The following is a 26,090-nucleotide window of genomic DNA, read 5'->3' as shown; positions in this document are numbered from 1 at the left end:
AGCTTACGTTTTTTTGTGACGTAAGCTCCTAGTGCCCTTTATTCTTTTGGGTTAATTATTCCGTAAAAAACAATATCTTCAAATGTATTATTTTTATAAATATGATCTTTTAAAGTACCTTCATATTGCATACCGCACTTTTCCATAATCTTACCAGAAGCAGGATTTGATTTAAAATAGCGAGCATAAACACGATGATAGTTTTTTTCTGTAAATACAAAATCAATTAGAGCTTTAGCGGCTTCAGTTGCATAGCCATTGCCCCAATGTTCTTCACCGATCCAATAGGCAATTTCACCATTTTTATATTGTGGATGATTGGAAACACCGATTGCCCCGTATAACTGTCCGCTTTGTTTGTCTGTTATAGCGAATTCATACATAGTCTCCTGATCATAATGCTTTTCATGATTTGCAATCCATGTCAGCGCACATTCTAATGAATAAGGATAAGGTAAATTTAATGTGCTTTTATAGATTTTATAATTATTACAATAATTGCTGACTGCTTGTGCATCTGATTCCTGAAATAGACGAAGCAGTAAGCGCTCTGTTTCTATTGTTTTGGCCGTTTTACTATAGATCATGTTTATCCTCCCATCCTGTTAGTGATTAAAGGTTAAAACTTTTTTATAGTATATCACACGGAATTGGATTATATGTATATTTTTAGGTGATTTTGTAGCTATCTGAAGCCTGTGTTATTTGTACATAATAAAATATGCAATAAGTGAATAATTAGGTAACCTATATGGCACATTAACATATAGGAGGTGGAAGAAGAATGTCTAAAATTATTGGTGTTGAACAATCTTTATCAAATGTAGAAGACGCTTTAAAAGCAAAAGGATATGAAGTGATTCAGCTTCGTAATGAAGCAGATGCAAAAAAATGTGATGCTTGCGTAATAACAGGACAAGACAGAGATGTGATGGGCATTAGTGATCCTATTATGGCAGGTCCTATTATCGATGCAGCTGGGCTTTCTGCTGATGAAGTAATACAACGCGTAGATCAATATTTCCATTAAAGAAAGGGTGCTATTTTTGAAGTCCTTCGTGACATCAAAGGTGGCACCTTTTGAATGTCTCATAAGGCTAGTGAAGTCCTATTGATAATATCTTTATCCTTTCATTTCCTTTATAATAAACACTAGCTACATACATTTTTAAAACCATCATGGGTAGACATAAGGGGAGAAGAATGAAATGGAAATACTTCACGCAACAATGGATGAATTAGAAGATGTAACAGTGTTATTTGATGAGTATCGGCAGTTTTATGGACTAGAATCGGATATTAGTAGTGCTAAAGCATTTATCCAATTACGGATGGCTTTAAAAGAATCCATTATTTTTATTGCTGTGGAAAATGGGAAATCAATAGGGTTTGCACAACTGTACCCAACGTTTTCTTCCATCGCATTACAGCGTGCCTATATACTTAATGATATCTATGTCACAGATGAAGCGAGAGGCCAAGGGGTAGGCAAAGCATTGATGGAAAAAGTGTTTCAATATTGTGAGCAGCAATCGGCACGTTATGTAACACTACAAACGGCTGCGGACAATGTACATGCCCGAAAATTATATGAAAATCTGAATATGAAACAAGATCAATATTGTAATTATGTAAAGTATTTTGGTTAGTAAAAAGAGAAAAAGTGTTAGATTGATGGCCATCAATCTAACACTTTTTTGCTGCGCCGTTGTTGTCCGCTTAGGCGGTGCTTTCCGCTCAGCACAGTAAGCCGCAACCTTCGCTAACGCGTGGAATGCCCGCGTCTTACGCTGTGTGTGTACTTCGCAGGAGGCACTACCTTTGCTACCAACAACTTGTTTTTCTTTCTAATTTATTATTCATTTTCTATATTTTTATATTAGCAAAAATTTATTTTAAAAAACTCTTTTGCTTTAAGGGAACAGAAAAAATGAGCTTTAATTTATTTCAAGTGTATACGGTTGCGTACTAGCTCGACCATTTGCTTCACTAACTTCTATATAATATGTTCCTGGTTCTAACGCTACAATACCTAGTTCGGCATCATCTGCCCCGTAATAATCGATGGTTTTTACTGTGCGTCCTTTTGCATCAATAATACGAATAACACCATCCAATCCTTTTTCGGTTAGTAAGGTAAACGTTACATTTCGCTTACTATGATTGAAAAATTCAAAATAATCTTTATCGCCAAATGGTACACTAGCATTTAAATATTGGCTAGCTACCCATTTATCGTCTTTTCTCGTTAGTGAAGATGGCTTTGTAGGTATACCATTGACTAATTTAGAATCCGCATCCTCATCCTCCTTTTTATGATCAAAGAGCGTTAAATTATATGGCTGAGTCGAAACTAAGCCGTTATCAATTGTATTAACAGCAATAAAGTAACCATAATCTTTTTTTACTTTAAATGAGGTATTTAGCGCGGATGTCCCTGATATACCGAGCAGCCTTTCAAAAAAGCTTTCCCCTTGACCAAATGGAATTTCTGTTTGCATTTCATTGCCGTCAATTTGTTTATTACCATTAGTATCTTCGATGATAGAGCCCATAAATTTCAAATCTATTTGTAGCTCTCTTGGTAATGACGTTCCTTGCTTATTAGTATAGGGCTCGGAATTGATTAGAAGACTTAATACTGTATCTTCGCCCTGATGTTTGTAGTAGTAATAATTTGTATCATCATAAAAAACGAGTTTATTTTGATAGTTGGTACCAGATTCAATTGAACGGGCATTTTCAGCTGTATTGATTTCTTTATTTTGGTCTTGGGGAATTGCTGCAATTTTAGTTGCTTTAAAAATATATGGTTCGGTAGAACGATCCCCGAAATTTAAGACTTTAGCAACATAAGTTTTGCCCTTTTTCAATGCAATTGTCTTGGGATCATTTTCATTGATTGTTATGCCGTATAGTCGTGAAATAATCGCTGGATCATTCGTTAATGAAGAAATTAGTTGCAATTCTTTCGTTTCCTCATCATATTCTAAAATACTACCAGTTGGTCTTTGATTTTTGCCTTTTTGAAGTTGGAAACTATAGATGGCATCTTCTTGTGGTGTGAAAATAAAATAATCAATATCCTCATCTGTTTGGAAGTATGCTTTGTATTCTTTACCAATCGTATATGGAATTGCATGCTCCAAAATTACTTTTGAGTCCTCTTCTTCATCAGATAATTCTATACTTGAAAATAGTTTTTTGTTAAAGTTCTGTTGACGTTTTTTGGATTTAGAAGGAGCAGGTGAGGAAGGATTATTTTCCTCGACTTCTTGTGTTGGCTCAATTAATGGAAGACCATCTTCATCTTCAGGTAAATAAACGACTTCACCAGTTAATGTGTAAGGTATAATGGATTCGTTAATTCTATCGTTTTCTTCATTGTCAATGCCGCCGCTTAAGAACTTTAAGAAAGAATCGAATGAAGAATCGTTATCACTATTATTTGTAACGCTTAAGACATATTCTTCATCAGGCTCGACATCGACAATAAGACTAACTCCTTCGCCTTTTGATTTGCTGCTTAATGCAGAGATTGGGAGGCGTTCATCATCCTCTTCATCGTCACCTTGTTCTAAAGGTTCATGTTCAAAATCTCTTTTCAGATAAAGTTCTAAAGATGCAGTTACACCAGGGATACCAGATAAATCAAATTTCAACGTCGTTGGCTTTGAAACAGTGAATGTGAAATAGTCTTGGTCGCTCTCATGATCTTTAGAAAGCAGTGTATAGTTTTTTCCTTGTGTATTAAATGGGAATTTTTGTATCTCCACTGCTTGATCGATCGTCGTTAAATTATCAATTGGTAATGTGTTTGTTGTTTGAGCTGTAAATGTAAAGTAAGACTTGCCCTTTAAGCTATAGCCTCCATTATGGTCTTTTACACCAATAAGAAGTGTTCCTTGTTGCTCTGCTTTATATAGATAGCCCTCTTGTTGGTTCACGCGCACATCATTTACTTTAATCGGTTCTACATCGCCACTATAACCAGTAGGGTAGAAGTATAAATCAAATGCATAATCGTAATTTTCGGCACCTTTTAAAGATAATTGAGCATATTCATTCGCATTTAAATCAACCTTGTACCATTTTTTCTCTTCTGGAAGCCTAAACTCACCTTTTTCTGTATTTAGAACATTCTTTTTCAGTACTTTGGCGTTATTCAACCGTTGTTCTTTTGTTTCGTTATAGCGTTTAGGTAGATTATTAATATCAAATTGTAGTGCTTTAACAGGATCAATGAGACCATGTCCATACGTAAGGTCGTAGCCTGGTTCTCCTAAATCTTTAGCAGTCAATTCAAGAATAGCTTCTATTTCATAAGGCTTTAAATTCGGGTATTTAGATTTTAATAGTGCCGCTACACCTGCAACAACAGGTGATGCCATTGATGTCCCACTAAATATAGCAAAAGAAGATCCTTTTTTTTCATCATAAACGGTACTATAAATATCCTCACCTGGTGCAACGATGTCTACTGAAGGGCCATAATTTGAGAAACTTGCTAATTTATTTTGTTCATTTGTAGCACCAACGCTAATAACACCTTCAAAAGAAGCAGGGAAGGAGTATCGATCGGTTGATTCATTGCCTGCAGCGGCTACAATGGTAATACCATTGTCAAGCGCTTTTTTTACAGCTTCCTCTATTAAAGGAGACTCGCCATAGCCACCAAGACTCATATTAATCACGTCTGCTTTTTGTTCGATGGCATAAAGAATACCTTGTGCAATGGCAAAGTCACTAGCGTCTTCTTGTCCGTTAAAGACGTCTATTGGCAGAATTTTGGCATTAGGAGATATCCCGTGCCCACCAATTCCATTATCTTTTGTTGCGCCAACAATGCCTGCGACATGCGTTCCGTGTGGATCAGCAACAGGAGAGTCGGCAGGTTTTACCGCATTATATGGTGGCAGTACTTGCGCTTGCAAATCGGGATGTTTATAGTCTACACCCGAATCGATAACGGCTACTTTTACATCATGATTGCCAGCTAATGCTAGTGCTTTATCAATTTCCAGTAGCTGCAAATGATACATATCTTTTTTCTTTGGATCTACAATAGTGTTAAAGGAATGATACTTGTAGCTTGGGGATACACTTTTTACGCCTTTTTGCTTGGCGTAGTAGGAAACAGCCTCTGTTAACGATTGTCCCTTTTTAAGTTGGATTACATCATAACCTAATGAAGGAATGGAGCGAATTACTTTTGCACCTATTTTACTATGTACGTTCTTAGCAAGACCCGAATGTTTGACGATAATCGTATTATCACTAATCCATTCGTTTCCTCCTGTTTGTTTGTTGAACTGCTTCGCTCCTTGTTTGTTGTTGCTAGCGAGCATAGTTTTCACTGATTCTGGGTTCTGTGGTGCTTCAGCAAAGGCAGAAGCAGCAGGAACCAGTAAGGCAGAACATGCTACGACAGCGATTGATTTCATCACCCAGTTTTTCAATTGTTTTTACCTCCTTAAAAAAATTATAAACTACAATATTTATAACGGATGGTAAAGAGAAAGGTTTCATACCACAATAAAATTTTTTTACAAGTTTTTTTGTTATAACTAGTATATTGGTTTATAAATAATTGTTTTATATGGTTTTTCGCATAAGTTATTGCTTGTTTTTTTGTGGAGTGAAAGTCGGTGGGATGTTAATAGTCCTGTACGTAACGAACCAGTGTTTGACAACAACACTGTTCGTTACGAACAGGATATTAAAATAGAAGTGGGTAGGGATGACAAGAATTGTCCCTTGAGAAAGAGTGTTTAGTGAATTAGCCTCTATTACTAGTTATTCACGGAAAGTCCTTAAAGCTGTTCAATAAGTTTGTGTAAATCCTTTTTGGAACGAGGCATTGCTATATTGTCGCCCAATAGTTTTTTCGTTTGTAAGGCAAGCGTCATTTCAAATACCCATGGTCGTTCAAGATGGGCTTTTTCAAGCAATTCCTCTTCGTAAAACATGTCGATTGGATCCCCATTATAAATGATTTTCCCTGCCTCCATCACGATTATTTGATCCGCCCATTCATAGGCTAAAGCGATATCGTGTGTCGCTAATAAAAACGTACGTTGCCCATCTTCTAATTTAGCTAAGTACTGTAAAAATTGTGCTGCATAATAAGTATCTAGCCCAGCAGTCGGTTCGTCTAATAGTAAGACGGAAGGTTCCATTGCGAGCACACCAGCCATGGCAACACGTTTCTTTTGTCCAACGCTTAAAAAGTGAATGGGCTTATCAAGCAATGCTTCAACCTCTGTTTGCGCAACAGCCCACGCGATTTTTTCTTCAATTTTTTCGTTTGACCAGCCAAGATTTAATGGCCCGAAAGCTATATCTTGCTTGACAGTACCAGAAAAAAGTTGATTGTCCGCATCTTGGAATACGATGCCAACTTGTTGTCGTAATGTTGCTAATGCTTTTCTAGAATAGCTAAGCGTTTCGTTACAAAAAGAAATAGTGCCAGCTGTCGGTTTTAAAATACCATTTAAATGCTGAAATAACGTAGATTTACCTGCGCCATTGTGACCAAGCAGGGCAATTTTTTTCCCTTTTGGTATTTGCAAAGTAATATCTGTTAAGGCTTTAGTGCCGTCTGCATAAGCATAAGATAAATGTTGAAGATCAAAATAAAGCTCAGTCATAAGAAATACCTCCATAGATAATGAGGGATACGAAAATAATAACAATGCCTAACCAGTTTTTCTTGTTGTAGCTACTACTTTCTTGCCAATAGACAGCCTCACCACCGCGCGCCTGCATCGCATTATTTAGTTCGCAACTGCGTTGGAACATTTCGGCAAACAGTGCTGCAATAAGCATGGAAATCGACCGAAGCCATTGCATTGGTGATTGATAACCAAGACGAGCTTGTTGTGCAAGATGAATTTTTTGCATGCTATTTAAAAAGATAAAAATAAAACGGTATGTTAGCTCTACCAACTCTACAAATAAAGCTGGCAACCGCCATTGCCGTAAGACATAACAAATGGATTGTACGGAAGTCGTTAAAATTAAAAAATATAAACAACTAATACTGCCCAAAACGGTGAAAAATAGGTGCCGCGCTGTTGTTAAGCTGTCATTTCCTATAAAAAGGGTCCACTGGCTTAGCGAAAATGTCCATAGATGCGCCGGCAAAATACTAGCAGTAGGTGCAATCGAAATCAAAATAGATAGTAAACTGGAGAGCAAGAAAAAACTCGGTAAAAGCAGTAGTTTTGCATAATATTGTAAAGGAATTTTTGCGCCTAAAATGATAAAAGCACTCATTACAAGAAATGTAATGAGTGAAATTTGTTCATCTCTCATGATAAGCGACAATAGCAACAACCCAAGGGAGAACGTCATTTTTTCTAACGGATGAACGGACGCTAGTTTATTCATATAAGCATACTTATCAATGAGTAACATCGTTTAACCTTCTTTATGCTTACCGCGCATATAGCCCACGAAATAGCCAATAAAACCAGCGCCAATAGCGGCTTGTAAGACGAATAATAGACTTTCAATTTCACCACTTGGTGGCTCCCATAAGCTTTCAAACCATGGTTCGTAGTCTTTGTTTATTTCACCAATGGCTGCTTCAGCTTCACCGTCAGCACCGCCGAATTCAGCGCCTTTTTGGATGAATAGAGGGATGATTGCTAAAAGTATCACTATAGCTAGTAACAGTAAATTTTTCTTCATGTTAATGTGCCTCCTTTGCAGAGAAAACACGTAAAGCTTTTAATTCGCTTACATTGTATTTTTTTAAGAAATTCATCACAATAACAGTTAAAATCCCTTCACTAATTGCTAGTGGAATTTGTGTTAACGCGAAAATACTAGCGAATTTTGTGAATGAAGCCATAAAGCCTCCTACTTCTGAAGGGAAGGCAAGTGCAAGTTGAACGGACGTGACAACATATGTACCTAAGTCCCCAAGCATTGCTGCAAAAAAGACAGCGAGAGAAAAGGATAGACCGATTTTTTGAGCACCTTTAAAAACAGCATACGCAATCATTGGTCCTACAATCGCCATGGAAAAAGCATTTGCGCCAAGAGTGGTAATGCCACCATGCGCTAAAAGTAACGATTGGAATAACAAGACGATTGTCCCAATCACACTCATTGCTAATGGGCCAAACAGGACTGTGCCAAGTCCAACACCAGTAGGGTGTGAGCAACTGCCCGTAACAGATGGAATTTTTAGTGCAGATAAGACGAATGCAAATGCCCCTGATAGCCCTAATATCATTTTCGTTTCAGGGTTTTCATCAATTGTTTTGCGAATTGAGCGTAACCCTAAAATAATAAATGGAATTGAAATAATCCACCAAAATATCGCCCATTCAATCGGTAAAAATCCTTCCATGATATGCATCGCAAATGCTCGTTTTGGTACTAGTAAAAATGCTAGTAGGAAGTAACTAAGTTTCCAAAAAGATAATTTCAAAATCTCTCCTCCTTAAATCAAAATTTTCGAATGTAGCGTGCGCAATAAAAAAAGCACTTCTCCTAATTTAGGAAAAGTGCATAGCTGAAAAAGCAAATAGAATCATCATCTGCCAAGCCGCACACCTATCCTCGTAGGTTGAAACGATCACGTTTTTTTCGGCAGGTCTCCTGGCTTTAGTTCAACGTTTTATAGGTCTTCCCGTCCATTGGACAGTGACATTCTCTATAAAACTCCCTAGTACAGTGGCGGGACCGCGCCGGACTTGAACCGGCTTCCCTTTTAAGCGAAATGGCTACACTTCGCACCGAAAAAAGATGAAATTGTGAGATTTCACGACACAGTGTAACATGTTTTTCCATTCACAAGCTATCTTTTTTTATAAAAAAATTTTTTTTGTTATTTGACATTCTAGAAAATTCAGATAAATATAAGAGAATAGCTGTCGCTTTCAATGAATTACTTGTTGAAATTTTATTAAAAATCTAATAAATGAAAAAGAAATGTTGAAAAGTATTAAAAAAATAGGCTATGATAGAGACAGTTTTTCAATTCTTTTTAAAAACATACAGCTTTTTAATTTAATATAAATACATCTATAAGTGCTCGATAAATTTCGAGATAATAGGGAAATCGGTGTAAATCCGATACAGCCCCCGCTACTGTAATAGCTGATGAAATCGCAATGCCACTGAAAACTTGGGAAGGCGCGAGAGTAAAAGGAAGCTTAAGTCAGGAAACCTGCTTATTGATGGCATGCAAACTTTTCGGAGGGAGAAGTGAAGCGAGAGCGGATACGTGTATATTCGTTTTTATTTTGGCTTCTACAAAACCTTGACTCTTCGATATAGAGTGAAGGTTTTTTCTTTTTCCTAAAAGTAAATGAGGGGAGAAAAGCAATGACAACTTGGAACTTAGAGGGAATGAAAACGCATCTTTTTATTTGTAATGGCAGTAGCTGCATGAAAAAAGAGGCAGAGGAAATTACCCTAGCAATACGAGATGAAATCGAAAAATTAGCACTTGATAAGGAAATACATACGACAAGAACGCGCTGTAATGGCAGATGCAAAGATGCCTGTGTTGTCATCGCTTATCCACAAGGAAATTGGTATCGTGTGCCATCGGTTGAACACGGAAGAACACTTGTACAAGATTTAAACCATGATTCTTTACATAGTGAACATGTTTTTACGCTGAAAGAAGGTACATTACAGCGTACACCACAAACAACAGCCATTAAAGGCATCGACAAGGTGAAAGAGGGGTAAAAAATGGCGCAAAAAGGAAAGATTTTTGTTGTGGGCTTTGGCCCTGGTGATTTTAACCATATTACGACTCGTGCTGTGGAGGCACTGCAACAAAGTGAATTTATTATTGGCTATAAAACGTATGTTGAGCTTATTCAAGATTTAGTTAGTGCAAAGTCGATTGTTAGTACGGGCATGACAGAAGAAGTTTCACGAGCGCAAGAAGCAGTACGTCAAGCGGAAGCTGGCAATATTGTATCCGTTATTTCAAGTGGAGATTCGGGTGTATATGGGATGGCAGGGCTTGTCTATGAAGTACTGATTGAGCTTGGTTGGACAGAAGCAACAGGTGTTGAAGTCGAAATCGTACCAGGTATTTCAGCTATCAATTCCTGTGCAAGTTTACTAGGTGCACCGATTATGCATGACTCTTGCACCATTAGTTTAAGTGACCATTTAACGCCATGGAATTTAATCGCCAAGCGTGTGGAAGCAGCGGCTATGGCAGATTTTGTCATCGCTTTATATAATCCGAAAAGTGGTCGCCGCACACGTCAAATTGTCGAAGCCCAGCGGATTTTACTTGAATATCGCTCGCCTGATACGCCTGTAGGTCTTGTCAAGAGTGCCTACCGAGAGCGTCAGGAAATTACGATGACGACTTTAGCAGAGATGCTTGAGCATGATATCGGCATGTTAACAACGGTTATTATCGGCAACTCTTCGACGTTTTTCTATGATAATAAAATGATTACACCGCGAGGCTATCAGCGTAAATATACGCTCGGGGAAGAAAAACAGCCTTTACGTCCTCATCAGCGTTTAAGAGAAGAAAATGAACCGTGGGCAATGAACCAAGAAACAGGTACTGCAAGCCATGATTTTGCGGCAGATCCAAATGCAGGACGGATGAAAAGTAATATTGCCATTACACCTGTATCAACACCGACAAAATCGTCTTTAGAAATGGCAGCAACAGCACTTGCAATGGTGCAGGGGACAACTGTAACAAAAGCCACACCAAAGCTAGTTCAACAAAAAATGGAGTCAATTTTTGAACTAGCTGTTAGCCCTGGGGTAGCAAATAAATTTTTTACACCACAGCAAATGATGGCATTGGCTGAAGTTGTGGGAGACGAAGGCACGATGGAATATACACCAGACCATCAAATACATTTGAAAATCCCAACGACAGAACCAGAAGCGATAACAGAGAAGTTGAGAGAAGTAGGGTTTTTACTCTCACCAATTGGGGATGTGTTGTCATTAAAGGCATGTGATTTCTGTTATGGGGAGAAGGCTGATTCCATCCCATATGCAGAGGAACTTCAAGCAACTCTAGGTGGGTTGTCATTGCCGAAAACATTAAATATTGGCTTTAATGGTTGTGGCATGGCATGTTATCGTGCTGTGTTTGATGATATCGGTATTGTTTATCGCAAAAGTAAATTCGATGTCTTTATCGGAGCTAAGCCGGTAGGTCGAACAGCACATGCAGCACAGCCTGTCGTAGAGGGGTTAGAGCCAGAACAGCTTATTCCGCTTATTACCGCGATTATCGAGGAATATAAGGCAAATGCACATCCAAATGAACGCTTGTTTAAATATTTTAAACGAGTGAAAAAAATATTGCATTTTACGTATCAAGATATGTCATCCAAAATAAAAGTAGAGCCAGCACCGTGCGGCGACTAGTGAGGAGAAAAGAAATGAAAGCAATTTTATTTATTGGCCATGGTAGCCGTTTAGCAGCAGGAAATGATGAGGTACGCACATTTATTCAACAATTGACTCCTTCAATTGACGACAGCTATATCGTTGAAACTTGCTTTTTAGAATTTGAAGCACCTAATATCCCAGCAGGTATTGATGCATGTGTAAAGCGTGGCGCTACAGAGGTGTATGCTGTGCCCATTATTTTATTGCAAGCAGGCCATTCAAAAATTCATATCCCAGCAGCGATTGATGCAGCTCGTTTAAAATATCCGGATGTAACTTTTACATATGGGCGACCACTTGGCGTGCATGAAGAAGTGTTAAATATTTTAACAGAACGTTTATCAGGAACGGGACTGAATATTAAAGAAAAACAAGAAGATACTGCGATTTTATTTATCGGTCGCGGTGGTAGTGATGCGGATGCGAACAGTGATTTTTATAAAATTGGTCGTTTGCTTTGGGAACAGTTAGATGTCCTAACAGTGGAGTGTGCATTTATGGGCGTAACGAATCCATCAGTGGACGAAGGAATCGAACGTTGTTATCGTCTTGGGGCGAAAAAGATTATTATGTTGCCGTATTTCTTATTTACAGGCATTTTAATGGAGCGTATGGAAGGGATGCAAAAGAGCTATGCAGCCACATATGCTGATTTAGACATCCAATTGGCGGATTACTTTGGCTACCATCCAAAATTAAAAACGGTGTTGCTAGATCGTATGGAAGAGGCCATTGCAGGAGACGTAAAAATGAATTGTGATACATGTCAGTACCGTATTAATGCATCGGCATTCGTGGAGCATCATCACGACCATGACCACGACCACGGTCATCACCATCATCATGACCACGATCACGATCACCACCACGATCATGACCACCATCATGAAGAGGAGCTAGTGAAATGATTTTCATGTTAGCAGGGACAAGTGATGCAAGAAATCTTGCACTTGCATTGCAGTCAGCAGGCTATGCTGTTACAGCTACCGTTGTCACGGATTCAGCTGCTACAAGTCTGGCACAAGTCGGACTGCCTCATTTAGTCGGTCGATTGACGGCAGAGGAGATGGCTGCACTTATTACTGAACGAGGGGATCGTTTAGTCGTTGATGCATCGCATCCATTTGCAGAGGAAGCTTCTAAAAATGCCATGGCAGCGGCAAAAAGTGCAGGTGTTCCATATATCCGCTATGAACGCGCAAATGAGCATTACGAACATCCACTCATTACAGTCGTTAAAGATTACGAGGAAGCAGCACAATTAGCTGCAACAAAACGAGGCGTCATTATGCTGACAACAGGTAGTAAAACACTTGCTACATTTACAAAGGTCTTGCAAGGGTTAGAACATACTCGTGTCATTGCGCGTATGCTGCCTCGCCTTGATAATATGGAAAAATGTGAATCGCTTGGTGTGGCACAACGAGATATTGTAGCCATTCAAGGACCCTTTTCAAAAGAGTTAAACGAAGCATTATTCCGCCAATATGATGTCACTTTAATGATTACAAAAGAAAGTGGCAAAGTGGGCTCAGTAGATGAAAAACTAGAAGCCGCTCTAGCATGTGGTATCGAAACGATTTTAATAGCACGACCAAATATCCAATACGGCCAGCAATATTCCTCATTTGAGGACGTACTTCAGGCTGTGCAAAACATACTTTAGGAGGCAATTGAAATGGACTTCAAAACAGATTTTAAACCATTAACAGTAGACCCAGACAAAATTTATGATTATAGTTTCTCAATTATTGCAGAGGAAATGGGCGAACATGATTTTTCAGAGGATGAGTGGAAAGTTGTCCGCCGCATTATCCATGCTTCGGCAGACTTTGAATTAGGACGTAGTGTAATTATTACACCAGGAGCGATTGAAGCAGGGATTAAGTCCATTCTTGCGGGACGTCATGTTATTGCAGATGTGCAAATGATAGAAAGTGGTTCAGGTAAAAAACGTTTCCAAAAACATGGCGGAGATTTACACTGCTATATCGCAGATGAAGATGTGTCGATTGAAGCGAAAAAACAAAATACAACACGTGCTATTATCTCGATGCAAAAAGCGTCAAAATTACACGAAGGTGGCATTTATGCGATTGGGAACGCCCCAACTGCTTTACTAGAATTAATTCGTCTAATCAAAGAAGGTTTAGCAAAGCCAGATTTAATTATTGGTATGCCAGTAGGCTTTGTTTCAGCAGCGGAGTCGAAAGAAGAGTTATTGAAACTAGAAGGCATCCCATATATTACAAATGTTGGGCGTAAAGGCGGTAGTACAGTGACGGTTGCTGCATTAAATGCCATTTCATTATTAGCGGACGAACAGGCGAAAAAATAATGGAGCGGAAGCCAAAAAAGGATCCTAAAGACATGCGTCACGGTTATACAACAGGAGCCTGTGCAACAGCCGTTACGAAGGCCGCCTTGCTAGCACTTATTACGAATGAAGAACAAGAAACGAGTACAATTCATCTGCCAATAGGGCGAGATGCAACGTTTACGATAGAAAAATGTACGTTCGGTCATAACGAAGTAAGTTGCGAAACAATAAAGGATGCTGGTGATGACCCAGATGCAACACATAAAGCCCTCATTATTGGTACGGTAAGTTGGGCTGATACACCAGGGATTCATTTAGATGGGGGTATTGGGGTCGGGCGAGTAACAAAGCCCGGCTTGCCCGTTGCTGTTGGAGAAGCCGCCATCAATCCTGTACCACGTAAGATGATACATAGTACCGTGCAAGATGTGCTAGATGATTTTCAAATTACACGCGGCGTTAATGTTGTTATTTCTGTACCAGATGGTGAGGAAATAGCGAAAAAAACATTAAATGGACGGCTCGGCATACTTGGTGGCATTTCCATTTTAGGCACAAGGGGAACCGTCGTGCCTTTTTCGAGTTCCGCTTATATGGCAAGCATTGTCCAAGCTATTAGTGTTGCAAGAGCTGCTGGCTGTGACCATGTTGTCGTGACAACAGGTGGACGTAGCGAAAAGTTTGGCATGGCTGAGTATCCTGCATTACCTGAGGAAGCATTTATTGAAATGGGTGATTTTGTCGGCTTTACGTTAAAGCATTGTAAACGGCTTGGCATTAAGCGCGTATCGCTCGTTGGCATGATGGGGAAATTTTCAAAGGTAGCGCAAGGGGTGATGATGGTGCACTCCAAAAGTGCAGCGATTGATTTTAATTTTTTAGCACAGTTAGCAATAGATGTTGGGGCAGATGAAGAGACCGTTGAACAAGTTAGAGCAGCGAATACCGCCTCTCAAGTTGGTGAAATAATGGCGGATAAAGGGTATGATGCATTTTTTCATCATTTATGTGAAGCGTGTTGTTATTCATCATTACACCATATTAGAGGTGGCTTGACGCTCTCCACATCGATTTATTCGATGCAGGGACAATTACTAGGAAGGGCTGATGACATTGCATCAATCGATGAAATTAATTGGGATCGGGGATAACGGACAGGAAAGTTTACTTCCTCAGTATAGACAGTGGATTACAGACTGTGAAGTGCTCGTTGGTGGTGGGCGTGTCCTTGATTTTTTCCCAAGCTTTGCAGGCGAAAAAATCGTCATTAAGGGTGGTCTTTCATCGCTCGTTGAAAGACTATCTGAAGAAACGAGAAAGACCGTTATTTTAGCGTCAGGTGATCCACTTTTTTATGGTATCGGAGGCTATTTAGCCAAAAAGCTTACGATTGAAGTGTATCCATATATGAGTTCCGTCCAGCTTGCCTTTTCAAAAATGGGTGAGAGCTGGCAGGATGCCTATGTAACAAGTATTCATGGGCGCCCGATAAAAGGTCTGGCACAACGTATTGATGGTAAAAAGAAAGTGGCATTGCTGACTGATGCCGAGAATAATCCAAATGCGCTGGCACGCTATTTAAAGCATTTTGGCATGACGGAATACCGCGCTTTTGTTGCAGAGAATTTACAAGGTGCTGATGAAAAATATGGCTGGTACTCTCTTGATGAATTAGAAGAAGCGAAGTTTTCCCCCCTAAATGTTGTGATTTTACAGCAAACATCAGCCCCAAAGCGCTATGCACTTGGCATTGATGATGAAGCGTTTTCACAACGTAAGCCTGACAAAGGACTTATTACGAAAAAAGAAATCCGTGTATTAAGTTTGCAAGCAATGCAGCTTCAAAAGGACAGTACGATTTGGGATGTAGGTACGTGCACAGGCTCCATGGCCATTGAAGCAGGAAAACTTGCACCAGAAGGTCAAGTGTTTGCAGTAGAAAAAAATGCACCTGATTTAGAAAACTGCCTGCAAAATCAACAGAAATTCCGTGTCGATATAACGGCTATCCATAGTAAAGCGCCTGGTGGACTAGAGCAATTCCCAGATCCAGATGCCATTTTTATCGGCGGTACAGGCGGAGAAATGGTCGAGCTATTGCAGTTATGCTGCACACGTTTAAAGCCAAATGGTCGCATTGTCTTAAATGCGGCTACAATCGAAAATTTATATAAAGCAGTCGAGGCGTTTAAAGCATGTGGCTTTGCAGTGGAAATTTTACAGGCACAACTTGCGCGTAGTAAACCAATTTTAGATATGACGCGCTTTGTCCCATTAAACCCAATTTATATTATTTCGGCATATCGAAAGGAAGAAAATCATGAGTAATCTTGGCATTTTATATGGCTTAGGCGTTGGCCCTGGCGATCCAGAATTAATTACAGTAAAGGCATTCCGCGTTATTCAGGAGTCGCCTGTTATTGCGTACCCTAAAAAGTTAAAAGGTAGCAAAAGTTATGCGCATCGTATTGTAGATGTCTATATCAACCCAGAGGAAAAAGATATGCTAGGTCTCGTTTTCCCCATGACAAAAGATGAAGCCGTCTTAGAACGTGAATGGACGAAGTCTGTTGAACTGGTCTATGGTAAATTGCAAGAAGGGAAGGACGTAGCGTTTGTGACAGAAGGGGACCCTCTGCTATACAGTACGTTTATCCATATGATGAAGCTCATGCAGGACATGCATCCAGATGTAGAAATTCGCACAGTACCGGGTATTTCTTCATTCAACGGTTCTGCATCCCGCCTAGGCATCGCCCTTGCTGATGGAGATGATCGTGTTGCCATTATACCAGCCCATGATAATTATGAAGCGATGCGTGAAGCGATAGAAAGCCATGATGCTGTCGTATTTATAAAAGTAGCAAAAGTAATTGATTTAATGCTAGAAGTACTGCGTGATTTAGATTTACTTGATAAAGCGTCCGTTGTCACAAAGGTAACGTCTGATGAGGAAATTATTTGGGATGTACGTGAACTAGACGGTGTTGATTTAGAATATTTAACGTTAATGGTGGTGCGTAAATAATGAAAAAAATATATATTGTCGGTGCAGGCCCAGGGGACCCCGATTTAATTACTGTAAAGGGTTTACATATGCTTCAAACAGCAGACGTTGTGATGTATACAGATTCATTAGTAAATGAAGACCTGATCGCAAAAGCAAAGCCAGATGCGGAAGTGATTCGAACAGCCGGCATGCATTTAGAAGAAATGGTTGCCGTCATGGTTGAACGTGTCAATGCAGGGAAAGTAGTCGCGCGTATGCATACAGGTGATCCAGCGATGTATGGTGCCATTATGGAACAAGTTGCATTATTAAAGAAGGAAGGAATTGGCTACGAAGTGATTCCAGGCGTTAGTTCGGTATTTGCTTCAGCCGCAGCGATTGGTGCCGAGTTAACGATTCCTGATTTAACACAAACGCTTATTTTAACACGTGCAGAAGGACGTACACCTGTACCAGAGTTTGAAAAGCTACGAGATCTCGCTAGCCATCATTGTACGATTGCGCTGTTCTTAAGTGCCACGCTAACAAAAAAAATCGTCAAAGAATTGCAAAGTGCTGGATGGGCTGATAATACACCTGTTGCGGTTATTCAACGTGCCACATGGCCAGATCAAAAAATTGTCCGTACGACATTAGTTGAGCTAGATGAGGCAATGCGTGTCAATGGTATTCGCAAGCATGCCATGATTTTAGCAGGATGGGCATTAGACCCGAATATTCATGATAAGGATGAGTACCGTTCGAAATTATATGATGCGACCTTTACACATGGCTTCCGCAAAGGTGTGAAGACAAGTGATTGAATTACAAGAAGGTATGCTACCTGAAGTGGAGCAGCGCAATCCCTATGCAGTGGTTGCCATTACAAAGCATGGTGTGCAAATCGGACGGAAACTACAGCAGACTTTTGCGGCAAGCGATTTATATTATATGAGTAAGTTTGAACAGGGCGACGAAGATGAAAAGCATATTCAGCTTTTTACTGGAACGGTTCGTTTATTACTGCCAACACTCTTTAAGCAGTATAAAGGGTTAATATTAATTATTTCACTTGGTGCGGTTGTGCGCATGATTGCACCTATTTTACAAGATAAGAAGACTGACCCAGGTGTTGTAGTGATTGATGATAGAGGAGAAAATGTCATTAGTGTGTTATCGGGTCATTTAGGTGGCGCCAATGAGCTAACGCATGAAGTGGCAGCGGCACTAGGAGCAAATCCTATTATCACAACAGCTTCTGACGTGCAAAAAACAATTCCCGTTGATTTATTTGGGGCACGTTTTGGCTGGGTATGGGACAGTGCTGATAAATTAACACCAGTTAGTGCCTCAGTCGTTAATGAAGAACATGTGGCGATTGTACAGGAAGCGGGTGAACGTGATTGGTGGATGCGTGATACACCAATGCCGGAGCAAATAAAAATTTATCCTTCAACACAAGCGGCAATTGCAGCGCAACCGCATGCTACGCTATTGATTACCGACCGACTCATTGAACCAGAGGAAGAAGTGCTGTTGGAAAATGGTGTTATTTATCGACCGAAATCAGTTGTCCTTGGTATGGGTTGTAACCGTGGGACGTCTGTTGAGGAAATTGAACAGCTGATTGATGAAACACTAGCTGAATTAAAGCTATCGAAAAAAAGTGTCAAAGCACTATGTACAATTGATTTGAAGAAAGATGAAATGTGCTTTATTGAACTAACGAAAAAGTATGATTGGGAGTTCGTAACATATACGCCAGCACAATTAAATGAAATAAATTTCCCATCACCCTCTGAAACGGTCTTTAAATATACAGGGGCGTATGGCGTAAGTGAACCAGCTGCGATGCGTTATGCACAGGTGGAATCGCTCGTATTAACTAAGAAAAAATCAGGCAATGCTACGATTTCGGTAGCAAGATTAGTATTTTAAGGAGGGGGCTTATGCAAACAAATCGCTTTGTACTTGCAGGGACAGGCAGTGGCGTTGGTAAGACAACATTCACGATAGGACTGATGAAAGCATTGCAAGAAAAAGGCAATGTCGTGCAAGGGTTTAAATGTGGTCCAGATTATATTGACCCTAGTTATCATACAGCGGTAACAGGACGTGTATCACGGAATATTGATAGCTGGATGTTTTCGCATGATGCAGTCCGAGATATTGTTGCACGTGCAAGCAAAGATGCAGACGTCTCAATTATTGAAGGGGTGATGGGCTTTTACGATGGCAAAAGTCCGTTATCGGATGAAGGTTCGGCAGCAGAAATCAGTGTTGTTACAGAAAGCCCTGTTATTTTAATTGTCAATTGCGCAAGTATGGCTCGCAGTGTAGCTGCTGTAGTCAAGGGCTTTCAACTTTTATCTGACAAGCCTACTATTGTTGGCGTTATTGCCAATCAAGTAGGCAGTGTCGGTCACTATGAAATTGCCAAAGCCGCGATTGAGCAAGAATGTGGTATTCCGGTTATCGGCTATTTAAAGCGAGAAACAGGCATTGATATTCCAAGTCGTCATTTAGGGCTTATTCCAGCTATTGAACGAGGCGAGCTTGATACATTTTTTAACAAGCTAGGTGCTCTAATGGCAGAGACGATTGATTTGGATTTATTGTTAGCTTTAACAAAGGCACCCGTCCTACAAGAGACAGGTCAGCTATTTGCGGCACAACCATCACAAAATATTTGTATTGCGGTTGCAAAAGATGCTGCATTCAACTTCTATTACGAAGAAAATTTAGCATTATTACGAGCAAAAGGAGCCACATTGCAATTTTTCTCACCACTTGCTAATGAACCTGTTCCTGCTGAAGCAGATGGTCTTTATATTGGTGGGGGGTTCCCAGAGGAATTTGCCGATACACTTGCAAAAAATACGGTCGTAAAAAATTCCATTCGTGAGGCAATTGCAAAAGGTTGTCCTACATTAGCTGAATGTGGAGGCTTTATGTATTTAACAGAAGCTATTACCAACAGCCATGGTGAGCGCTATGAAATGCTAGGTGTTATTCCAGGTGAAGTAATGATGCAAACAAAGCTTGCAGCACTTGGTTATCGTGAAATTTTTGGCACTGCGTCTAACTTTTTAATCGGAAAAAATGAAGAAGCAAAAGGCCATGAATTCCATTATTCCACATACAGTGGTAAGCACGATACGCCCGCTTACGAAACACAAGGACGTTTTGGCAAAAAACAAGAAGGTTATCAAACAGGCAATGTAGTAGCGGGGTATACGCATTTTCATTTTGTTTCTAACCCTAAGCTAGTAGATAACTGGTTAACTGCTTGTAAGAAGGTGAAAACATATGACTAATTATTTTCCTATCCATCTTAATATCGAATTTAAAACCGTTGTCATTGTTGGTGGTGGGCATGTAGCGACTCAAAAGGTTGCTTCCCTACTACCAGCGAAAGCAAACATTGTCGTCGTTAGCCCGACTTTACATGACACTTTAGTGCCCCTTGTCAAATCAGGCGAAATTACATGGCGTGACAAGGAATTTGAACCACGTGATTTAGATGATGCAACGCTTATTATCGCTGCGACAAATGATACCAACGTCAACGATGCGGTACAAGAGGCAGCTCAACATTGGCAGCTTTTAAATCGCGCAGATGTACAAGGTGAAAGTGATTTTATTACACCAGCAACTGTTCGTCGCGGTCCATTAGTGCTGACGGTATCTACATCTGGTGCAAGTCCAGCTCTTGCACGAAAAATAAAACAAGATTTAGCTGAGCAATTCGATGCTATTTATGAAGAGTATGTTTGTTTTTTACAGCAAGCTCGACTAATGGTTGCAGCCAATTTTGAAAAAGGTGAGCAAAGACGTGCAGCGTTACAAGCACTTCTTGAGCCAAACTTATTAGAATGGACACGTAATGGAGAAATTGATCGACGAGAGGCATTTTTACAACAACTATTGACGGGAGAAACGCGATGAAAGAGGGAATTGTATATTTAGTAGGAGCTGGCCCAGGAGATCCTAAGCTCATTACAGTATATGGGCTGGAATGTATTCAAAAGGCCGATGTCATTGCGTACGATCGTCTAGTGAATCCAAAATTATTAGAATTTGCGAAAAAAGATGCTGACCTTGTGTACTGTGGTAAATTGCCTGGTAAACACCACCTTATTCAAGATGAAATTAATACATTGCTTGTTGAGAAAGCTCAAGAGGGCAAAGTCGTAACACGTTTAAAGGGTGGCGATCCTTTTGTTTTCGGCCGTGGTGCTGAAGAAGCAGAAATATTAAAAAATAATGGTATAGCCTATGAAGTAGTACCAGGTATTACGGCTGGCATTGCAGCTCCCGCTTATGCAGGTATTCCTGTGACCCATAGAGATTTTGCCACAAGCTTTGCACTTGTGACAGGTCATGGGCGCGAGCAAAAGGGGCAAGATTTTTTAAATTGGCCAGCACTCGCAACTGGAATTGATACGGTCGCTTTTTATATGAGTGTTGGTAACATTGCCTATATTTCAAAAAAGCTTATCGAAAATGGACGTCCAGCAACTACACCTGTGGCGGTTATTGAATGGGGTACTACCGAACAACAGCGCACGATAACTGGACCACTTCACAATATTGCTAGCATTATTGAACGGGAGGGATATCATAATCCTTCTATGATTGTCGTTGGAGATGTAGTCAACGTACGTGAAAAAATACAATGGTTTGAAGAGCAAGGGCTCGCTTTTAGCTAGTCAGACAACAGAGCAGTTGACTAGAAAGACCTACTTAAAGGAGGACAACATCATGACAGTAATCGAAGCGTTAAAAAATCGTCGTGCCATTCGCAACTATACAACACAGCCAGTGGAAAAGGAAAAAATTGAACAAATTTTACAAGCAGCAACCTATGCACCGAACGACCGCATGCGTGAGCCGTGGCATTTTTATGTTTTACAAGATGATGCCATGAAGCGCTATGAGAAAATGGCAAGTAGCTATTTGCAAGAACGTTTTCCAACGAAGCCTCATTTAGTAGAGAGCTCATTAAAAGTTGTTCAAACGACGCCTGTTGCCATTGTAGTGACTGCTGATATGGTGGAGAATGATGAAGATGCTACAGCAGATAATATTTTCGCTGTTTGTAGTGCCATTATGTCTATGTGGTTAGCCGCAGAGGAGCTAGGGCTAGGATTTGTGTGGCGGACACGAGGTGTTGGACTTGTTCATGATGCACGTATGCATACATTTATCGGTGCGGACCAAAATCAAAAAGTTGTCGGTACTATTTTCATAGGTTATCCAGAAGAACAAGAGCTTAAAGATAAAAAGCGTACATCATTTGAAGAAAAAACCACTTGGCTTTAAAGGGGGTAGAGAAAATGGCTAGAAAAGGTTTGTTTTTAGTATATACAGGTGATGGCAAAGGTAAAACAACAGCTTCTCTTGGTGTAACATTGCGGGCAGTAGGACGTGGTTTACATGTGCGTTATATGCAATTTATCAAATCGCCAGAGCGTACGTATGGTGAGCAAATTGCCCTTTCCAAACTTGGCGTAGAAATGGAGCAAATGGGCATAGGCTTTACATGGACGAAAACACCAGAGGAGCACCGTGTTGCATTAGCGAAGGCATGGCAAAAAACAAAGGAAGCTTTACAAGATGACAGCATTGATTTACTTGTTTTAGATGAGCTGAACAATGCACTTGCCATTACTAAATTTCCGATTGATGATGTGCTGCCATTAGCTGAAGTGCTTGAAGCCATTGCACAACGCCCTGCTACAATGCATCTTGTCGTAACAGGACGCAGTGCTAATCCTGCTCTTGTTGCTATGGCGGATTTAGTGTCAACAATCGATGCAACGAAACATTACTATGAAGAAGGAATTCCCGCTGTCAAAGGCCTTGAATTTTAACACCAACTGGATTCATTTCGATCATATACGCATTGGGGGATAATCAATCTTCCTTAGTGTTGTTAGGAGGAAAATCAAAATGTCAGCAAAATCAATTATGATTCAAGGAACAGCCTCTGACGTTGGAAAAAGTATGATATGTACGGCATTATGTCGTATTTTTTCTGATGATGGGTTGAGAGTAGTGCCATTTAAATCTCAAAATATGGCGCTTAACTCATTTGTAACAGAGGATGGCGGAGAAATTGGACGTGCACAAGGGGTCCAAGCTGAAGCTGCAAGGGTTGTGGCGACTACTGATATGAATCCGATTTTACTTAAACCAAAGCAGGATATGGTATCAGAGGTCATTGTCCACGGCAAGCATTTTTTAAATATGGATGCGAAAAGCTATCGCAATCAATTCGTCCAAGAAGCCATGCCGATTGTTGAGAAGTCGGTTCGTACGTTACAAAATACATATGATGTTATTGTATTAGAAGGAGCTGGCAGCCCAGCTGAAATTAATTTAAAGGATCGCGATATCGCCAATATGCGCATGGCTCATTTAGCCGATGCAGCCGTTGTTTTAGTTGCTGATATTGACCGCGGTGGTGTATTTGCCTCCATTATCGGGACACTTGCATTGCTGGATGATGCAGAGCGTGCCCGGGTTAAAGGGCTGATTATTAACAAATTCCGTGGTATGCGCGAGCTATTAGATGATGGCATTGAATGGGTCGAGCGAGAAACAGGCATTCCAGTGCTTGGTGTTGTGCCTTATGTGGATGTCAATATCGAAGCGGAAGATTCATTAGCACTGTCTGCCTTGCGCTTTAAAAAGCCAAAGCCTGGCGAATTTCCAGTAGACGTGGCGATGATTCGTTTACCTCGCATTTCAAATTTTACAGATATTGACCCATTTTTTGATGAGCCAGAGGTAGGCGTACGTTTAATCGGCAATGTGACGGAGTTGGGCACACCGGATTTGCTTATCCTACCGGGCACTAAAAGTACAATGGATGATTTAGCTTGGCTGAAGGCACAAGGCTTTGAACAAGCAATTACAAACCTACGCGCACGCGGAACAAAAATTATTGGCATATGCGGCGGTTTTCAAATGCTTGGCGAAGTGTTATTAGATCCAGATGCCGTAGAAGGAAATGGCGAGTCAGCGCAAGGTCTAGGCTTGTTACCGATGGAGACCGTATTTGTAGGAGATAAAAAAACCGTACAAATGTCTGGAACACGTGGGCAAGCTATTTTAACAGGCTATGAGATTCATCTTGGGCGTACCAAAATTTTACGGGATGAAGTGTCACCTTTTTTACAGCTAGCAGATGGTCGTGTTGATGGAGCAGTAAGTGCTGATGAACAAGTAATCGGTACATATTTCCACGGAATCTTCCATAATCGAACGTTTACACGTCAGCTTGTCAACGAAATGCGCATGAAAAAAGGGCTTGCTACATTGCCAAGTGATGTTAAAAGTGATGCAGAACGACGAGAAGATGCTTACAATATGCTCGCATCACATGTGCGTGCCAATTTAGATATGGAAAAAATATATGATATGTTAAAAATTGAGGTAAATGGATGACAAGAAAAGGACCATTAGCTATAAATTATGAAGCATTATGGCAAGAAGGCATGAAGGATTGGCAAGGACAAATGCCAGAGCGTATGGTGAACGATCAATTAGAAGAACAATTTTGGTCTCAATCGATCGCTCGCAAAAAAATGGGGCAAACGGATCCTTATGCAGCACTTATTTTTGAAGCAATGAAGCAACATATTCGTCCAGAACATTCAGTGATTGAAATTGGACCAGGGTGGGGCAATTATACATTCCCACTTGCAGATTATGTACGAGAGTTAACGTGTGTAGATAGCTCAGACAGCATCCTTGATTATTTACAACAATGTTTACAAGAGAACAAGCATATTTCCTATGTTCATGCGAAGTGGGAGAAACTTGAAGAAAATGAGCTAACAGCACATGACATTGTGCTTGGGGTAAACTGTTTTTATCGTATGTACGAAATTAAATCGGCATTATATCACATGAATCGCTTGGCTAAAAAGCGCGCAATTATTGGCATGACAACAGGTCCAATTCAGCCACACTATGAAGTATTACATGAGAAATATGGTTATGATATTAAATACCCAAGAAGAGATTATATTGAATTTTTAAATTTATTGTATGAAATGGATATTTATGCAGAATGTACAATTATTCCTTTGGAGCGTACGTATGAATATGAAACGTATGACCAGCTTGTGACAACGCAAAGTAAAAAAATATTAAGTACAGACTTTAACCGCTCGCATGTTGAGGACTCACTTGCTCCATTTATAGAAGAAAAAAATGGGCGTTATTACTACCGTCATGATTTCCACGCAGCACTTGTATCATGGCAACCGAAATAATAAGAAAAACCTTTGGCGATTGCTTTCACCAAAGGTTTTTCTTATGTTTCGCAATAAGGTACAATAGAACAACAGAAAAAGAATTGAGGTGGCGGTTATGCAACTACATTTTTTAGGAACAGGAGCAGGCATGCCTTCGAAGGAGCGCAATACGAGCGCATTAATGGTTAAGCTATTAGAGGAAAACGGTGAAATGTGGCTTTTTGATTGTGGCGAGGCGACCCAGCATCAAATTTTGCATACGTCTTTAAAGCCACGTAAAGTGACAAAAATTTTCATTACCCATTTACATGGCGACCATATATTTGGTTTACCTGGATTTTTGAGCTCACGTTCATTTCAAGGTGGAGATGAGCCGTTGACCATTTATGGTCCAGCCGGCTTACAGCAATGGGTAGAGCAAACATTTGCTTTATCAAAAACCCATTTAACGTATCCATTGCAATTTGTAGAAGTACATGAAGGCGTCATTTACGAAGATGATAAATTTACGGTGCGTGCAAGTGAATTACGCCATGTCGTGACATGTTTTGGTTACCGTATCGAACAAAAGGATTTACCTGGCGAGTTACTGATGGACAAAGTCCAATCCTACGGCGTACCGAAAGGACCATTGCTTGGACAGTTGAAGAAAGGACAAGATATTGCACTTGATAATGGCACCATTATTCAAGCAAAGGATGTTGTGGCACCTCCGAAAAAAGGCTTTACGCTTGCAATTTTGGGCGATACAAAATATTGTGAACAAGCCATTTCTTTGGCTGAACAAGCAGATGTTGTTGTGCATGAGGCGACATTTGATGGGAGTACTACGGATTTAGCCGCGAGCTATGGTCACTCTACCAATGTAGAAGCAGCGATGGTAGCAAGTAAAGCTGATGCGAAATATTTACTTTTGAACCATTTAAGTGCACGTTTTTTACCACATGATTTACCAATTTTTTTAGCCCAAGCACAAGCCATTTTCCCACAAACCTTCCTTACATCGGATCAAGCGGTTTTTTATTGGAGTAATAATAATTTATTATTTTAGTATAATTATATGCATTGGATGAAAAGTAATTATTTTGAAAATAAACAC

26 protein-coding genes and 2 riboswitches are annotated in these 26,090 nt (G+C 40.1%); of the genes, 20 read left to right on the top strand and 6 right to left on the bottom strand.

The window, feature by feature from the left end:
• Positions 1-38: 38 nt before the first annotated feature.
• Positions 39-587, bottom strand: a complete 549-nt coding sequence (locus MKY08_RS13105) for a GNAT family N-acetyltransferase (protein ID WP_069513131.1) — start codon at positions 585-587, stop codon at positions 39-41.
• Between the two features lie 197 nt (positions 588-784).
• On the opposite strand from MKY08_RS13105, the gene MKY08_RS13100 reads away from it, so the two are divergent.
• Positions 785-1,030 carry a YkuS family protein gene (locus MKY08_RS13100; protein ID WP_024361120.1) on the top strand — a complete coding sequence of 82 codons (246 nt, stop codon included), beginning with the start codon at positions 785-787 and terminating at the stop codon, positions 1,028-1,030.
• 178 nt (positions 1,031-1,208) lie between these two features.
• Complete coding sequence (locus MKY08_RS13095; protein WP_069513132.1) at positions 1,209-1,649, top strand: GNAT family N-acetyltransferase; 441 nt, start codon at positions 1,209-1,211, stop codon at positions 1,647-1,649.
• Between the two features lie 288 nt (positions 1,650-1,937).
• On the opposite strand, the gene MKY08_RS13090 is transcribed toward MKY08_RS13095, so the two are convergent.
• The 5 genes from MKY08_RS13090 to MKY08_RS13070 form a co-directional block, all read right to left on the bottom strand.
• A complete protein-coding gene (locus MKY08_RS13090) occupies positions 1,938-5,459 on the bottom strand; it encodes a S8 family peptidase (RefSeq protein ID WP_069513133.1) in 3,522 nt (1,173 codons plus the stop codon).
• A 354-nt stretch (positions 5,460-5,813) separates the two neighbouring features.
• Positions 5,814-6,650 (bottom strand): ATP-binding cassette domain-containing protein, encoded by an 837-nt coding sequence (locus MKY08_RS13085; protein ID WP_069513134.1) that lies wholly within the window; start codon positions 6,648-6,650, stop codon positions 5,814-5,816.
• The gene (gene cbiQ / locus MKY08_RS13080; protein WP_069513135.1) at positions 6,643-7,419 is read right to left on the bottom strand and encodes a cobalt ECF transporter T component CbiQ; all 777 of its coding nucleotides are present in this window, start codon (positions 7,417-7,419) and stop codon (positions 6,643-6,645) included. The genes MKY08_RS13085 and cbiQ overlap by 8 nt, the downstream gene beginning before the upstream one ends.
• Positions 7,420-7,422: 3 nt before the next feature.
• Entirely contained in the window at positions 7,423-7,695 is a 273-nt protein-coding gene (locus MKY08_RS13075; RefSeq protein WP_069513136.1) for an energy-coupling factor ABC transporter substrate-binding protein, read from the bottom strand.
• 1 nt (position 7,696) lies between these two features.
• The gene (locus tag MKY08_RS13070; RefSeq protein ID WP_069513137.1) at positions 7,697-8,443 is read right to left on the bottom strand and encodes an energy-coupling factor ABC transporter permease; all 747 of its coding nucleotides are present in this window, start codon (positions 8,441-8,443) and stop codon (positions 7,697-7,699) included.
• 142 nt (positions 8,444-8,585) lie between these two features.
• Positions 8,586-8,770: riboswitch (cobalamin riboswitch) on the bottom strand.
• Between the two features lie 256 nt (positions 8,771-9,026).
• Positions 9,027-9,207: riboswitch (cobalamin riboswitch) on the top strand.
• Positions 9,208-9,342: 135 nt separating this feature from the next.
• On the opposite strand from MKY08_RS13070, the gene MKY08_RS13065 reads away from it, so the two are divergent.
• From MKY08_RS13065 to rnz, 18 genes are all read left to right on the top strand, one after another.
• On the top strand, positions 9,343-9,714 hold the full coding sequence (locus MKY08_RS13065; protein WP_024361113.1) for a (2Fe-2S) ferredoxin domain-containing protein: 372 nt from the start codon (positions 9,343-9,345) through the stop codon (positions 9,712-9,714).
• A gap of 3 nt (positions 9,715-9,717) precedes the next feature.
• Positions 9,718-11,388 (top strand): precorrin-3B C(17)-methyltransferase, encoded by a 1,671-nt coding sequence (cobJ, locus tag MKY08_RS13060; protein ID WP_069513138.1) that lies wholly within the window; start codon positions 9,718-9,720, stop codon positions 11,386-11,388.
• A gap of 14 nt (positions 11,389-11,402) precedes the next feature.
• Positions 11,403-12,320 (top strand): sirohydrochlorin chelatase, encoded by a 918-nt coding sequence (locus MKY08_RS13055; RefSeq protein ID WP_069513139.1) that lies wholly within the window; start codon positions 11,403-11,405, stop codon positions 12,318-12,320.
• Positions 12,317-13,078 (top strand): precorrin-6A reductase, encoded by a 762-nt coding sequence (cobK, locus tag MKY08_RS13050; RefSeq protein ID WP_069513140.1) that lies wholly within the window; start codon positions 12,317-12,319, stop codon positions 13,076-13,078. The genes MKY08_RS13055 and cobK overlap by 4 nt, the downstream gene beginning before the upstream one ends.
• A gap of 12 nt (positions 13,079-13,090) precedes the next feature.
• The gene (locus MKY08_RS13045; RefSeq protein WP_004231303.1) at positions 13,091-13,750 is read left to right on the top strand and encodes a precorrin-8X methylmutase; all 660 of its coding nucleotides are present in this window, start codon (positions 13,091-13,093) and stop codon (positions 13,748-13,750) included.
• The gene (locus MKY08_RS13040) at positions 13,750-14,883 is read left to right on the top strand and encodes a cobalt-precorrin-5B (C(1))-methyltransferase (RefSeq protein ID WP_069513141.1); all 1,134 of its coding nucleotides are present in this window, start codon (positions 13,750-13,752) and stop codon (positions 14,881-14,883) included. Before MKY08_RS13045 ends, MKY08_RS13040 begins: the two co-directional genes overlap by 1 nt.
• Positions 14,840-16,060, top strand: coding sequence for a precorrin-6y C5,15-methyltransferase (decarboxylating) subunit CbiE (cbiE, locus tag MKY08_RS13035; RefSeq protein ID WP_081328029.1), 1,221 nt, complete (start codon positions 14,840-14,842; stop codon positions 16,058-16,060). Before MKY08_RS13040 ends, cbiE begins: the two co-directional genes overlap by 44 nt.
• Complete coding sequence (gene cobI, locus MKY08_RS13030; protein WP_024361106.1) at positions 16,053-16,760, top strand: precorrin-2 C(20)-methyltransferase; 708 nt, start codon at positions 16,053-16,055, stop codon at positions 16,758-16,760. Before cbiE ends, cobI begins: the two co-directional genes overlap by 8 nt.
• A complete protein-coding gene (gene cobM / locus MKY08_RS13025) occupies positions 16,760-17,545 on the top strand; it encodes a precorrin-4 C(11)-methyltransferase (RefSeq protein ID WP_069513142.1) in 786 nt (261 codons plus the stop codon). The genes cobI and cobM overlap by 1 nt, the downstream gene beginning before the upstream one ends.
• Positions 17,538-18,659, top strand: coding sequence for a cobalamin biosynthesis protein (locus tag MKY08_RS13020; protein ID WP_069513143.1), 1,122 nt, complete (start codon positions 17,538-17,540; stop codon positions 18,657-18,659). Before cobM ends, MKY08_RS13020 begins: the two co-directional genes overlap by 8 nt.
• An 11-nt stretch (positions 18,660-18,670) precedes the next feature.
• Positions 18,671-20,038, top strand: a complete 1,368-nt coding sequence (locus MKY08_RS13015) for a cobyrinate a,c-diamide synthase (RefSeq protein WP_069513144.1) — start codon at positions 18,671-18,673, stop codon at positions 20,036-20,038.
• Entirely contained in the window at positions 20,031-20,669 is a 639-nt protein-coding gene (locus MKY08_RS13010; protein ID WP_069513145.1) for an NAD(P)-dependent oxidoreductase, read from the top strand. The genes MKY08_RS13015 and MKY08_RS13010 overlap by 8 nt, the downstream gene beginning before the upstream one ends.
• Positions 20,666-21,433 (top strand): uroporphyrinogen-III C-methyltransferase, encoded by a 768-nt coding sequence (gene cobA, locus MKY08_RS13005; protein WP_024361101.1) that lies wholly within the window; start codon positions 20,666-20,668, stop codon positions 21,431-21,433. The genes MKY08_RS13010 and cobA overlap by 4 nt, the downstream gene beginning before the upstream one ends.
• A 52-nt stretch (positions 21,434-21,485) precedes the next feature.
• Positions 21,486-22,046, top strand: a complete 561-nt coding sequence (locus MKY08_RS13000; RefSeq protein ID WP_069513146.1) for a nitroreductase — start codon at positions 21,486-21,488, stop codon at positions 22,044-22,046.
• 14 nt (positions 22,047-22,060) lie between these two features.
• Positions 22,061-22,597: a cob(I)yrinic acid a,c-diamide adenosyltransferase gene (locus tag MKY08_RS12995; RefSeq protein ID WP_069513147.1), complete on the top strand. Its 537-nt coding sequence runs from the start codon at positions 22,061-22,063 to the stop codon at positions 22,595-22,597.
• A 79-nt stretch (positions 22,598-22,676) separates the two neighbouring features.
• Positions 22,677-24,176 carry a cobyric acid synthase gene (locus MKY08_RS12990; protein WP_069513148.1) on the top strand — a complete coding sequence of 500 codons (1,500 nt, stop codon included), beginning with the start codon at positions 22,677-22,679 and terminating at the stop codon, positions 24,174-24,176.
• Positions 24,173-25,009, top strand: coding sequence for a class I SAM-dependent methyltransferase (locus MKY08_RS12985; protein ID WP_069513149.1), 837 nt, complete (start codon positions 24,173-24,175; stop codon positions 25,007-25,009). The genes MKY08_RS12990 and MKY08_RS12985 overlap by 4 nt, the downstream gene beginning before the upstream one ends.
• 97 nt (positions 25,010-25,106) lie before the next feature.
• Complete coding sequence (gene rnz / locus MKY08_RS12980; protein WP_069513150.1) at positions 25,107-26,042, top strand: ribonuclease Z; 936 nt, start codon at positions 25,107-25,109, stop codon at positions 26,040-26,042.
• Positions 26,043-26,090: the final 48 nt, after the last annotated feature.

Source organism: Lysinibacillus sp. FSL M8-0337 (genome assembly GCF_038593855.1).
GTDB classification, from domain to species: domain Bacteria; phylum Bacillota; class Bacilli; order Bacillales_A; family Planococcaceae; genus Lysinibacillus; species Lysinibacillus sphaericus_D.
Note: the sequence above shows the minus strand (reverse complement) of the source record. Positions and strands in the feature narration are given on the sequence as shown.